Below are 13,624 nucleotides of genomic sequence, written 5' to 3' on the forward strand. Positions count from 1 at the left end.
CCCTCCCCTATGCCTTAAAATCAAACAGCGCCGAAATTTGCTCATCTTCATCGAACAATTTTTCAATGCTGGCGCGAATGCTTTTTACAAATTTCTTTTTGCTGGAGGTTTGTTTTTTTAATTCGCTGACGACGCCGTCGCACTGAGGAAGCGGGGCCGTGTGGTACGAGTCGTGGACGACGATTTTATTCAGCTTTCCGTTTGATCCGGCGAAGCCTGAGGCGAGCTTGAACTGAATGTCGAATTGGTAGCGGGAAGGATTGGCTTCCATGTCATGAATGGCTTTTGTCAACTCAGATTTTTTAATTGCGAAATGATCGTGGATTTCATGGTGGAAAACACGTTGGTAGCGTTCAATTTCAGCCTCAATCTTTGAAATGGCAGCCATCCCCGCCTGGTAAATCCTGACGGCAGATGACAGATTGACCTTTATCTCTTTTCCGTCCTTGCCTTTCTTAGAAAAATAGATGTCTCCTCCTTTGTAGCTGATGCCTTTCTTTTTGGATAGGGCGTTTAGAAGCGGGGTGATGCTGTGGCCTTCGCCAATAAGATTGAGAAGGTCTTTTGTGTCTTGATCCAGTTTGCCTAAGGCTTCTTCCAATGCTTTATAAGTTGAATAAAATTCGATTAAATTTTTCATTAGTGATTGAGAGAGTTGTCTATTATTTAGAGTAAATATGACAGTCTTCCAGTCGACAAGAAATTTGATCTTTTCATATAAAACGTCAAGCCTTCCTGTCAGTCGCTCTACTTCGGCAACGTCTTTTTGAATGGTCTTTTTTTTCGCTTCATCAATATAACCGTTTGCTTCAAGCTGATTGAGAACAGGGCCGCTGTAGGCCTTGACTTTCGCAAAAAATGCTTTAAACTCTGGCAGCTTTTTATCAAGTGCACCCACCATATTCAAGAGGCGGGCCGGATGTTTCAAGCAATATGCTATTTGCTGAGCTGTACCCTCTTCATTCATTATTCCGTTTAAAAAATCCATATCTACGCCGATTGCTTCCATAGCAAAACCCTGAATGCCGCCCTTTCGATAATCAGCAGCATATTTTTGAAAGTACCCTTTCAGTTTGCTCACATCTTCATCAGGAATATGATCAATGACACTTCGGAATCCTTTTATATCCGGGTGTGTGTTCGTCATCTTCACATCGCCGAACGTAATAAAATCAGCCTTCCCGCTGACACCGTAGAGCGGATCGTTACTGGAAATGCGCTGGGTGATGTTGGCTGTGACGCCTTTGTCGTTGTAGTATTTGATGATGGCTTTTTTGAGTCTGTCTTTTGGGATTGTTGATAAATCGTTTACTTGATACTTCTTTCTTAGTTCCCTTGCCATTTTCTTATCAATCAACAATAAGTGATCTACACTTATTTGGGCCCCATTTACACCATAAACCTCATCAAATTCACCATTAACTAACTGCACTAAAACTTGGTTATTGTTTGCGAGAGAATGGCCCATAGCATAAGTTTTTAACTCTTTAGAGTTACCGACCTTTCTCTTGGAGGCCCTTGAAAATTCCCTTGTAGCCTTATATTGTCTGTTATCCATTCCCAAAAACAATCCAAAGAAATTATATTTCCAATCTTCATTATCGGCGCTGCCCTCGGAAATAATGTGGAGCTGATCGATATGTTTTGTCTTATCCTTTATATGAATAGCTGTTCCATCATAGCCTGATTGACTGATTGTTTTATCCTTACTATGTTCTAGAATTTCTTTTGACGTAAAAATCTCTATATTTTCTTTAAGTTCATGATTTGTTTCCTCTTTATAAATTCTGCGAACATCTGCCTCGAAATTATCTTTAGCTTTTTTCACTTCATTTGGATTATTTGAAGCAAACCTATTTTTATAGCTGTATTCCAGGTTTATTATACGAAGTTTCACATTTTCATTTTCAAATATATTTTTAGTTGCCATCCTATTTCTCCTTACCAGTTAAAAATACGATGGATTTGACTAACTTCTTAGCTTTCTTTTCAGCAGAATCAACATCAAGTGAACAAGGTTTAGAACTTTTTAGACAAGTAAAGTCAAATGTAAATTGTATGCCAACATAATTCTGTTTATTTATATAACCAATATAGGAATGAGTCTCATTATTTTTTTGATTTGTATCGTCGTGAACAGTTTTCATATACGCAAAATAAATATCCTTATCTTTTTCCTGGAACTTTTCAAATTGTCCTTTATATCCATTTTCCTCCCTCACTTGTTCTAACATTTCATTTGGATTATTGATGAAAGATTGATTTAGGTAATATTCTACAGAAGCATTAAGAGAAACATTCGTTTTTTCATCGTAGCTATAAAAAGAGATTATCTCTTCATCTTTTCCGAGAGAGGATAAATTGTCATCATATTTCCCATCCTCCGGAAACAACATCGTAAACCCTTTCAGTTTAGACTCAAGCAAATAATAGCCCGGCTCGACTTCCTTTGTTGATGCCATGTATTCTCTTGTTTTCTCATCTTGGAACGCCGGAACCTGCGGGAGGTCTTTCGGGTCCATATCTTTCGGCTTGACCGCTTCTTCTTGATTGCCGTTCTTGCCGTTTTGGCTGTCGTTCATACTGCATCCTCCTGTAAAGATTAGTATTATAGAAAAACACAATATCATCATCTTTTTCATTTTATTAAACCTCCAAGGGCTTTTAAGTTAAGCTGCAAGCACTTCATTTTAATGCGAATGACATGCTTGAAAATGATACTTTTTTATGTTACAACATGGAATAAATTAGATAAATAGGAAATAAGAATCACCACCCTGCAAATCGTATGCCGGCCCTCTGAAAAAACAGGCAGTATGGTTGATGCGCCAAGGCTCCGAAAGGTACTGCGGTTTAGTTTACCAAAGAGGAAATATGAAAAAAGAACCACTTTATACTTCTTGTTAAAAACGAGTTCACAATTAAAAAAGCACCTTATCAAGGTGCTTTTCGATCAAGTCACAGGCGCGGGGTTGAACAAACACAAGTCATTGGAGAGCCCCCAATGTTCCGCCCATGTTTTCCTTCCGCTTGCGACGTTAAGGATCGTCCTGAAAATTTCCCAGCCGACTTCTTCTATTGAAGCTTCACCTGTTGCGATCCGTCCGGCGTTAACGTCGATTAAATCGCGCCAATCTTCTGATAATGACTGCCGGGTTGCCACTTTCATAACCGGAGCCATTTCAAGGCCGTACGGCGTTCCTCTTCCGGTTGTAAATACTTGCAAATGCATGCCCGAAGCCAGTTGCAGGGTGCCGCATACAAAATCGCTTGCAGGTGTCGCTGCAAAAGTGAGTCCCTTCTGTACAGCCCTTTCACCTGGCGCGAGTACGGCATTGATCGGGCTGCTTCCCGATTTCGCGATCGAGCCGAGCGATTTCTCAACCACGTTTGCCAGCCCGCCCCTTTTGTTCCCTGGCGACGGATTGGCGCTTCGGTCTGATTCGCCTCTTTCCAGATAGCGGTCATACCAAGCCATTTCCCGAATCAGGGCGCGACCGACTTCTTCATTGACAGCGCGCGGTGTTAAGAGATGAACGGCATCGCGGACTTCGGTGACTTCCGAAAATAAAACCGTGGCCCCTGCCCGGACGAGTAAGTCGGCCGCATATCCCGCCGCGGGGTTTGCGGTCACTCCTGAGAAAGCGTCGCTGCCACCGCACTGAAGGCCAATCACCAGGTCTGAAGCGGGACATGTTGTCCGCTTCCGTTCATTCAGCCTTTTTAAGCGCTCTTCGGCCATTTCCATAATCGATTGTATCATTTGCTCAAACCCTCGCCGTTCCTGCAATGAAAGAATGTTTTCAGCGTCTCCTTCCGGCTCTATCCTCGTCGGAAGGAGCTTCTCGCAGCCGAGTCCGATCACCATCGCTTCCCCGCCGAAATTAGGGTGTCTGGCGATATTTTGAATCGTTCGGATCGGGATTTTGGCTTCCGGCGCATTAATCGCCACACCGCAGCCGTACTGATGATTTAATGCAGCGACACCGTCAACGTTCGGATATTTTGGAAGCAGTTCCTCTTTAATTCGTTTAACTGCGTAATCGAGAACGCCTGCGACGCATTGCACGCTTGTCATAATGCCAAGCACGTTTCTCGTGCCGACGCTCCCGTCTTCATTCCGGTATCCTTCAAATGTGTACCCTTCAAGAGGGGGAGCGGGTTTTGGAACTTTGTTGGCGATGGGCAGTTCATCGAGCGGCGGAGCTTCCGGAAGCATGATATGCGACTCGGAAATCCCCCCGCCTTTTTCGATTGGTTTGACGGCATAGCCGATAACCTCACCGTAGCGAATAACGGCTCCCCCCTGTGTAATGTTCGTTAAAGCCACTTTATGACCTTGAGGTATCCGCTCCTGCAGTTTAAGCCCGCAAGGAAACACCGTCCCTTTCGGCAGTCCGCCGGCATTGACGATGATTGCGGTATTGTCTTTTTCGTTCACCTTAATGTACAGCGGGGTTTCAGTTTGATTGACAAGCATAAGTATTGATCAACTCCCCTTTTCGATCAGCGCCTTTCCACAGCCTTTCTCCCGCTGCGGCACATGTTAGAAAGCGCTGTCAAACAACTTAATGATTGTTTTTTTCATCACGAAGACCATTCAGTATTTTGTCACGTACAAATTTTAAGTGCTCATACATATGGTGATAGGCTTGATATGGGTCCCTTTGTTGAAGGGCTTTCAAAATATTCGTATGATATTCGACAGTCCGGTCCCTTTCCCTGTATGGAATCTGGCTGTCGATTTTGGCGTGTGTAATCAAGAGTGATTGAATCATGCCCTCAAGCACCGGGTTGTTCGCGCTCAAAGCGATAATCCGGTGAAATTCTTTATCTGCTTCTCCATAATGATTATCCGTGCTGTTTGCAATGATATCGATCGTTTCCTGCAGCCTTTCGAGCTGACTGTCATTGATCTTTTCTGCGGCGATCGTGACAAGCCCGAGTTCCAGCGCCATCCTCGCTTCAATAATGGCCGGCAAATTATCAACCGCCAAAGCCAGCATGACAGAAAACGGCTGGATGCCAATTTTATCATTAAAATACGTGCCGTCCCGGGTTTTTCTTTTAATAATTCCGAGCGTTTCGAGTGATATTAAAGCTTCGCGGAGAACGGGTCTGCTCACATTCAGTTTTTCCATGAGCTCTATCTCCGTCGGCAGTTTGTCCCCCGGTTTCAATTGGCCGCTTGATAATAAATGGACGATTCGTTCTACAACCTGTTTCGCCAATGTCTTGCGATTGACTGATTCGACCTGCAATGTTTCCATATCTTCTTCCACGACTGTGGGCCCCCTTTCAGTTGTTCATATTGTAAGACAAAATATCGCGTATGACAATGTCGGCTAGGGGCCTCTCAAACCGCTGTTTCCGCAATTAACGAACAAGACAAGGACGTTTAGGGTCGAAACGCCAATTTTCAATCAAAAACTGCATGGCAACGGCATCATTCCGCTCGCCTGCTTTCATTTTCTCATACCGTTCATTTGCTTTTTCCACCTGTTCCATGTCGATTTCAATGCCGAGCCCCGGCTGATCAGGAACTTGGACAGATCCGTCAGCAATTGAAAAAGGCTGTTTTGTCAGACGCTGTCCATCCTGCCAAATCCAATGCGTATCAATCGCCGTGATGTCGCCGGGAGCTGCTGCGGCAACGTGGGTGAACATGGCCAATGAGACGTCAAAATGGTTATTGGAGTGAGAACCCCACGTCAGCCCCCATTCATGGCACATTTGGGCAACGCGGACAGATCCCTGCATCGTCCAGAAATGCGGATCTGCCAGCGGTATATCAACAGCGTGCAGTTGTATCGCGTGCCCCATTTGCCGCCAGTCTGTCGCAATCATATTCGTTGCTGTCGGAATGCTTGTCGCACGGCGGAATTCGGCCATGATTTCCCGCCCCGAGTATCCGGCTTCCGCTCCGCAAGGGTCTTCCGCGTAGGCGAGCACATCCCGTTTTCCCTTACAAAGCGCAATCGCTTCTTCCAATGACCACGCGCCATTCGGGTCAAGGGTGATTCTCGCCTCGGGAAACCGTTTTGCCAAAGCGGATGCCGCCTCGATTTCTTCTTCTCCCGAAAGGACGCCGCCTTTTAATTTAAAATCATGAAAACCGTATCGTTCTTGAGCTGCTTCAGCAAGACGGACGATCGCCCCGGGTGTCAACGCTTCTTCGTGGCGGAGGCGGAACCAATCGTCACTTGCCTCTTGCTCACTAATATAGGGAAGCGTTGTGCGCTTTCGGTCGCCGATGTAAAACAAATAGCCGAGCATCTTCACTTTTTCCCGCTGCTGGCCTTCCCCCAAGAGCGACGCTACAGGGACGCCGAGAAATTTCCCGAGCAAATCGAGCAAAGCCGCTTCCAATGCGGTCACTGCGTGTATTGTCGTCCGCTGGTCAAAGGTCTGCACCCCGCGTCCTCCGGCATCCCGGTCTTTAAAACGACGCCTGACAGACTGCAAAATCGATTGAACAGCGCCGAGCGGCTGACCGATGACAAGCGGCTTCGCCTGCTCCAGCGTCTGGCGGATCCGTTCGCCGCCCGGAACTTCGCCGACACCGAGAGCGCCTGATGAATCTTTTAAAATCACGATATTCCGTGTGAAAAAGGGGCCGTGAGCTCCGCTTAAATTCAAAAGCATACTGTCGCGCCCTGCCACGGGTATGACCTGCATATCAGCAATTGACGGTGTTTGCGATGCTTGCTCCTCTTTTACATGCTGATGAATGTTTGTATTCATATCGATTTAGCCTCCCTCTTATTAAAGCGCTTACATTTCATATGGATAAAGTGGTGTCCGCAGGGTCTTCCTCTTTCTGCAGTTCGATGCGCTTGATCGGCCCGACGAGAAACAGATAACTTAATACCGCGGCAATCGCGTTGGCACCGACAAACACAAGCGCTCCGTTAAATGAGCCTGTCGCATTCACGATATATCCGATGATGATCGGTGTCGTGATGGACGCAATATTTCCAAAGGTGTTGAAGATGCCGCCGCTCAAGCCGGCACACTCCTTTGGCGAGGTATCTGACACAACCGCCCAGCCCAGCGCGCCAAATCCTTTTCCGAAAAAGGCAAGCGACATGATGGAAACGACCAGCCAAGATGAATCTGCATAGTTGCATACGATCATCGAGCAGGACATCAGCATGCCGAGGATGATCGGCGTTTTTCTGGCAACCGTTATCGAGCAGCCCTTTTTCAAAAGGAAGTCTGACACGAACCCGCCCAGCAATCCTCCTAAAAATCCGCAGATTGCAGGAAGCGATGCGACAAAACCCGCTTCAAGGATCGACATGCCGCGTGCCTGAACGAGATAGACCGGAAACCAGGTCAGAAAGAAATAGGTCAACGTTGTGATGCAGTATTGGGCGATATACACCCCGAGCAGCATCCGGCTTCTTAAAAGCTGCTTAATGTAAGGCCATTGGGACTCCTTTTCCTTCTTTTCCGTGTTCTTTCCCTCATCCATCGAGACAAGCGCGCCGCCTTCTTCGATGTACGCCAGTTCGGCGGCATTGATTCTCGGGTGTTTTTTGGGTTCGTAAATCGTTTTCAGCCAAATAAACGACATCGCAATCCCCAGAGCACCCATAATGACAAAAACCGTATGCCAGCTGAATGAGTGGGCGAGCCACCCCATCAGCGGTGAAAAAATGACAAGTGCAAAGTACTGCGCCGAGTTGAAGATCGCCGATGCTGTTCCGCGTTCAGAGCTTGGAAACCAGGAAGCCACCACCCGGCCGTTGCCCGGGAAGGACGGCGCTTCTGACAGACCGACGAGAAACCGGAGCGCAAATAAAAGGATAACGGCCGTTCCCGCGGCGAAAAAGCCAAGCGTTCCCTGCAAAAGGGTAAACAATGACCAAAAGAAGATGCTGGCGGCGATGATGATTTTCGACCCAAAGCGGTCGAGCAGCCAGCCTCCGGGAATTTGGCCGACAACATACGCCCAGCCAAATGCGGAAAAGACATACCCCATCGCCACCGAACTCAGCCCAAGCTCATGCTGCACAGAATCGCCGACAATCGAGAGTGTCGCACGGTCGGCATAATTAATGGATGTGACGAGAAACAGCATAGACACGACAAACCAGCGGACAGAACTTCTTTTCCCCGCGGTATGGGGGGAGGCTGCACGATTTTTTTTCATAGCATCTTCTCCTTTATTCATTTGTACCGAAACGATTGATTTACGGTTTGAAAAATACGGTTTTCACAGCTGTAAAAAATTCTTTTGCTGCCTCCCCCTGTTCCCGTGAATGTGAGCTCGATTGTTTAACGCCGCCGAATGGCGCCTGCAGTTCGACACCGGCGCTTTCGGCGTTGACGCGAATGAGCCCCGCTTCAATTTCATCTATGAATGACAGCATCCAGCCGATGTTTTGCGTAAAAATGGAGGCGCTCAGGCCAAATTTGACGTCATTGGCCGTCTCCAAAGCTTCCTCAAGTGTATCCGCCTTGATTAATGCGATGACCGGGCCGAAAATTTCTTCTTGGGCAATCGTCATGCCGGAAGTGACATTGTCAAAAATGGCTGGCCTGATATAATAGCCGTTTTCGTATTTTCCATCTGCCAGCCTATCGCCGCCGAAAATGAGGTCCGCTCCTTCTTGCTTTCCTTTTTCAATATAGGACAGGCAGTTGTCAAGCTGCTGTTTGTTCGCAATCGGTCCCATCCAGACATCTTCTTTTAAGCTGTCGCCGATTGTAATTTCTTTTGTTTGTTGAAGCAGCTTTTCTTTAAACCGGTTATAAACACCGTTTAAGACGATGACGCGGCTTGTCGCCGTACACTTTTGACCCGTCGACCGAAACGCTCCGCTGATGACCGCTTCAACCGCACTATCAAGGTCGGCGTCATCTGCTATGATCACCGGGTTTTTGCCGCCCATCTCAAGCTGATACTTCGCCCCTCTTTCAAACGCCGTCCGGCCGATAATTTTTCCGGTTTGGTTCGACCCTGTAAATGTAATTCCGTTCACATCCGGGTGTTCGGCAAGCCTTTGGCCGGCCGATGATCCTGGCCCTGTCACCGCATTGACCACGCCTGACGGAATCCCTGCTTCTTCAAAGCACGAGATAATTTTAAGGCAGGTGACTGCGGTTTCTGTAGCCGGCTTGATGACGACCGTGTTTCCATAGATGAGGGCAGGCGCCATTTTCCAAATTGGGATGGCAATGGGAAAATTCCAAGGCGAGATGACGCCGACGACACCGAGCGGCACCCTGTCGGTGTACATGAAAGCGGATGTGTCGGTGGAGGGAATCACATCGCCCGTTTTCCGCATTCCCTCTCCGGCATAGTATCTGAGAATCGCGATTCCCCGCGCTGTTTCTCCTTTTGCTTCAGGCAGTGTTTTCCCCATTTCACGCGTCGCACACTCGGCAATTTCATTGAGGCGCTGTTCCATGATATCAGCGGCCTTGTAAAGAAATTGACCGCGCTCCGCTCCCGACAGCTTTCTCCAAGCCTTTTTGGCCTGCTTGGCCGCTTCAACCGCCCGGTCTACATCCGCAATCGAAGATTTTTGCACAAGCCCGACGATATCCCGTGTATCTGCCGGGTTCAAGCTCTGTTCCATCCCGCCCGATTCAGCCTTCACCCAGCGGCCGTTGATAAAGTTAAAATACGTTTTATTTTCAGCTGCAACAGACATCTTCAAATTCCTCCTTTTGTTTATAGGGCAGCGGTCGTTTTCGGATAACGCCCCATCGCGTTTTTCAGAATGTTTTCGAGCTGCCGGCAATGTTCTTTTTCCACCGGAACGATCGGCGGTCTCGCCGTGTTTTTCACATGAAGGCCCATGATTTCCATACCGGCTTTGATCAAAGACACGGCATAGCCCTTCCGAAGTTTGCGGATCTCGTTAATCGGCATGATGACATGCTCATAAATCTCTTTGACAAGCTGGTCGTTGCCGTTTAATAATGCCTCATAAAACATCCTTGAAATATGAGGAATATAATTGGATATCGCCGAAGAATAAGACGTGAAGCCAATCGGAGCATAGGCCGGCATCGTGACTTCAGCCATCGGCATTCCGTTGAGCCAGCCCAGCCTGTCTCCTATCGTATACGACAAACTGATATTCAACGCCATATCCCCTATGCCGTCTTTGAGCCCGACAAGCTGCTCGAGATCGGTCAGCCGCTGAATCTGTTCAAGTGTCAAAACCGCATTGTCTCGCTGATAAATGATGGCGTTTAAATCCGTGCTTTCAATGATTGTTTTCGTATACTGATAGAGGCCTTCCTGCTCTCCGTGTATCAAGTATGGCGGGAGAATCAGATAGCCGTCAGCCCCTTTTTCCTCGGAAATCCGCGCCCATTCCAAAGCGGTGCTCAAGTTGCCGCCCACTCCTGTGTAAACAGGCACCTTCCCGCCCGCCGCCGAGACGGCAATTTCGACCATTTGCTCATATTCCTTTGCGCTGAGAGACTGAAATTCTCCTGAGCCGCAAGCGATAAAAACCGCCTCAAGCCCTTCATCCAATAAAAAGCGGATGTTTTCGTAAAGTGCTTCTTCCTCCAGTTTTCCTTCCTTGTTGAAGGGTGCCACCGGGAAACCTAATATGCCTTCCGGCGCCTTCCGTAATTGACTCATCTCCGTCATCCCCCTGTCGTTCATTTCCTGAGAAAGCGTTATCATTCAGTTGAAATGCGATGTTTCTGTTTTAGAAAACCCCTCCATTCATCTTTTTGTTTAATTGTAAGACAAATAAACAAATTGTCAATATCATTATTTTCTGATTTTTTTATATCAAGCAAAAAAAAAGAGACTGAAGACACGGTCCGTCTTCAGCCTTGGGCCTCAGCCCCTGGTTGCACAGCGGTTTTTTTTCGGTAAATCAATGCCGATAAAGAGATGCTTAATTCGTATAATACAAGCAGCGGGACGATCACCAACACATCCGAGATAAAATCGGGCGGTGTGATCACAACTGATACGACGATCAGCGCAAAATAAGAAATTTTTCTCATTTTACTGAGCTTGGCCGGATTTAAAATCCCGAGGCTCGTTAAAAACATCACGATGAGGGGCATTTCAAACAAAAACCCGAATGGCAGTGTCAGGTTCATCATAAAGCGAAAATAATGCTCCGCCGTAAACATCGTTTGAAAATGGCCGGCGGATAATCCGATTAAAAACTGAAGAACGAGCGGAAAGAGCACAACATAACCGAATACAATCCCTAAAATAAAAAAAGTGAACAGCCCCGGAATATAAAATAATGCCGTCCTCCGTTCGCGGTCGGTCAGCGCAGGCGCCACAAACCGCCATGTCTGAAAAGCGGCCACCGGTATGGTGGCTGCGACCGCCAGCACCCCCGCAATCATCATATATACCCAAAGAATATCCCCCGGCCCCAGTACAGCAAGCTTTTCATCAAGGTCTCTGATCAGCCAGTCATAGATGTCCTGAACAAACAAAAAGCCGGTGATGAGAAACAGAATAAACGTCAGAAGCGTTTTAATGATTCGCTGGCGCAGCTCTTCAAGATGGGCAATCAAATGTGTTTCCCTTTTTTTCACCTTCGACTTCCTCCCCTTCACATGCTAAACAGAAAAAAAGAACAGACGGGTTCACCCGCCCGCTCTATTGATCATCTATTTTGCCGATGGATCGCTTTGCTTTTTCACATTAGTCTCTTGTCCGATCTCATTGTCATCGGCAGATACTAATGACTTTGTCGCGCTTTTGAATTCGGTCAGCGTTTTTCCAAAAGCCCGGCCGATTTCCGGAAGCTTTGAAGGCCCGAAAATGATCAGCGCAATTACCAGAACCAGGATGAGACCCGGAATACCGATATTTGAAAGCATTTTGCTGTCATCCTTTCATTGATTACTGGGTTACTTTTTTCTCCTTTTGCTTCACTTGCTTCTGATGGGCTCTTGTATGTGCGAGGAAACGGTCTTCTTCGACTTCGTTTGACTTCTTCACGCCTCCAGGCACAATGTTGGAAGCGGTCCGTTTCAGCCCTGTGTAGTCTTTATGATAAACATAGGAAGCTCTTGTCGAAATCGCGGCACCCGGTTCTGTCACATATGGGACCACGCGGTAATCTGTCCGCCATTCTTCCGGTGTGACCGTACAGCGCACATAGCCGCGGTAATCATTGAAAAACTTTATATGAGGATTGTTCGATAAAATCTTATCCGTATCCGCTCTTTTATCAGCGCCGTTTCCTCCAGATGTAATCGACGTCCCGACGAATTCCACACCGAAGATGTCCGATTTTGGATTGTCAAAGTCAACGAGCAGGTTATTTGCCCAGCTGGCATGCACATCACCGGTGAGGACGACGATGTTGTTCAGTTTTTGAGATTTGATGAAGTCGATCACCCGCTTGCGCTGAGCGGGGTATCCGTCCCACGAATCCATGCTGTAAATCGGCGCCGCGCTTGTCCCAAAGTTCCATTGCGCAAAGAAAATCTGCTGTGCGATAATGTTCCAGTGCGCCCCGGAACGACTCAGGTTGTCAAACAGCCAAGCCTCCTGTTCGGCTCCAAGCAACGTCCGCTTCGGATCATTCGATTCATCAGAAGGAGGCTTATTGCCATCTCCATTGGCTTGGTCATCGCGATACTGACGGGTATCAAGCACGCTAATGTCCGCCAGATTTCCGTAGGAAAAATTCCGGTACAATTGCATATCAGGACCGTTCGGCAGGGATTTGCGGCGGAGCGGCATATGCTCGTAATAAGCTTGGTATGCGGCGGCGCGCCGTTTAATAAACGCTTCTACTGACTGGCCTTTTTCAGGGATGACATTCGCGTAGTTGTTCTCCACTTCATGGTCGTCCCATGTGACAACCCACGGGAAGGCGGCATGCGCGGCTTTCAAGTTTGCATCTGAACGGTATTGGGCATGGCGGTTTCGGTAATCAAGCAGCGACATGATTTCAGGACCGCTGTGTGTCCTGACATTGCCTGTTTTTGAAACATATTCATTCGGACCGTACTCATAAATATAGTCGCCGAGATGAAACACAAGATCGAGCTTTTCTTTCGCCATATGCTGATAGGCGGTATAATAGCCGTGTTCGTACTGCTGGCATGAAGCAAAAGCGAATGTGAATGTAGCAACATCTGCCCCTGCCGCCGGAAGCGTTTTTGTCTTGCCGACGGGGCTCAGCTGGCTGCCGCATTTAAAGCGGTAATAGTACACATGATTCGGTTTCAGTCCGGATACCTCAGCATGTACCGAGTGTGCAAGGTGCGGTGTCGCTTTTTCGGTTCCCCGTTTGACGATACGGCGGAAGCGTTCGTCTTCCGCGACCTCCCATTTCACGGATACAGCTTCATTCGGCATCCCGCCCCCGTTTAGCGGATCGGGCGCCAGCCTTGTCCACAACACGACGCTGTCAGAAAGCGGATCTCCCGATGCTACGCCAAGTGTAAACGGATATTCGGAGAATGTCGGTGCTGCATTGACTTCCATTGCCCCCATCGATTGCGCAATTGCAAGTCCGAGCGAAAGCCCGGCTATTTTGCCGGCCCCTTGAATAAAACGGCGGCGGTCAAACGTATTGTCCTTGAGGCTTTCCTCGCTCAGCTTTTTCATCCATTCCTCCAGCGGTCCTTCATGTGTCATTCGTATTACCCCTCTCTATAC

General features: G+C 47.7%; 11 protein-coding genes. All 11 read right to left on the reverse strand.

The window, feature by feature from the left end:
• Positions 1–7: 7 nt before the first annotated feature.
• Positions 8–1,930: a DUF6792 domain-containing protein gene (locus ACH97_RS05910; RefSeq protein ID WP_048350150.1), complete on the reverse strand. Its 1,923-nt coding sequence runs from the start codon at positions 1,928–1,930 to the stop codon at positions 8–10.
• A 1-nt stretch (position 1,931) separates the two neighbouring features.
• Complete coding sequence (locus tag ACH97_RS05915; RefSeq protein ID WP_020450001.1) at positions 1,932–2,642, reverse strand: hypothetical protein; 711 nt, start codon at positions 2,640–2,642, stop codon at positions 1,932–1,934.
• A gap of 311 nt (positions 2,643–2,953) precedes the next feature.
• On the reverse strand, positions 2,954–4,480 hold the full coding sequence (gene garD / locus ACH97_RS05920) for a galactarate dehydratase (protein WP_033155080.1): 1,527 nt from the start codon (positions 4,478–4,480) through the stop codon (positions 2,954–2,956).
• Positions 4,481–4,568: 88 nt separating this feature from the next.
• Complete coding sequence (locus tag ACH97_RS05925; protein ID WP_154495802.1) at positions 4,569–5,270, reverse strand: FadR/GntR family transcriptional regulator; 702 nt, start codon at positions 5,268–5,270, stop codon at positions 4,569–4,571.
• A 106-nt stretch (positions 5,271–5,376) separates the two neighbouring features.
• Positions 5,377–6,744: a glucarate dehydratase gene (gene gudD / locus ACH97_RS05930; RefSeq protein WP_048350151.1), complete on the reverse strand. Its 1,368-nt coding sequence runs from the start codon at positions 6,742–6,744 to the stop codon at positions 5,377–5,379.
• Positions 6,745–6,781: 37 nt separating this feature from the next.
• Positions 6,782–8,158, reverse strand: a complete 1,377-nt coding sequence (locus tag ACH97_RS05935) for an MFS transporter (RefSeq protein WP_048350152.1) — start codon at positions 8,156–8,158, stop codon at positions 6,782–6,784.
• A 40-nt stretch (positions 8,159–8,198) separates the two neighbouring features.
• Complete coding sequence (gene gucD / locus ACH97_RS05940; RefSeq protein WP_020449997.1) at positions 8,199–9,665, reverse strand: alpha-ketoglutaric semialdehyde dehydrogenase GucD; 1,467 nt, start codon at positions 9,663–9,665, stop codon at positions 8,199–8,201.
• A 20-nt stretch (positions 9,666–9,685) separates the two neighbouring features.
• A complete protein-coding gene (gene kdgD / locus ACH97_RS05945) occupies positions 9,686–10,612 on the reverse strand; it encodes a 5-dehydro-4-deoxyglucarate dehydratase (protein WP_020449996.1) in 927 nt (308 codons plus the stop codon).
• 194 nt (positions 10,613–10,806) lie between these two features.
• Complete coding sequence (gene tatC, locus ACH97_RS05950; protein ID WP_020449995.1) at positions 10,807–11,541, reverse strand: twin-arginine translocase subunit TatC; 735 nt, start codon at positions 11,539–11,541, stop codon at positions 10,807–10,809.
• A gap of 75 nt (positions 11,542–11,616) precedes the next feature.
• Positions 11,617–11,829, reverse strand: coding sequence for a twin-arginine translocase TatA/TatE family subunit (locus ACH97_RS05955; RefSeq protein WP_020449994.1), 213 nt, complete (start codon positions 11,827–11,829; stop codon positions 11,617–11,619).
• 22 nt (positions 11,830–11,851) lie between these two features.
• Complete coding sequence (locus ACH97_RS05960) at positions 11,852–13,603, reverse strand: alkaline phosphatase D family protein (RefSeq protein WP_020449993.1); 1,752 nt, start codon at positions 13,601–13,603, stop codon at positions 11,852–11,854.
• Positions 13,604–13,624 lie beyond the last annotated feature (21 nt).

It is taken from the genome of Bacillus paralicheniformis, assembly GCF_001042485.2.
GTDB classification, from domain to species: domain Bacteria; phylum Bacillota; class Bacilli; order Bacillales; family Bacillaceae; genus Bacillus; species Bacillus paralicheniformis.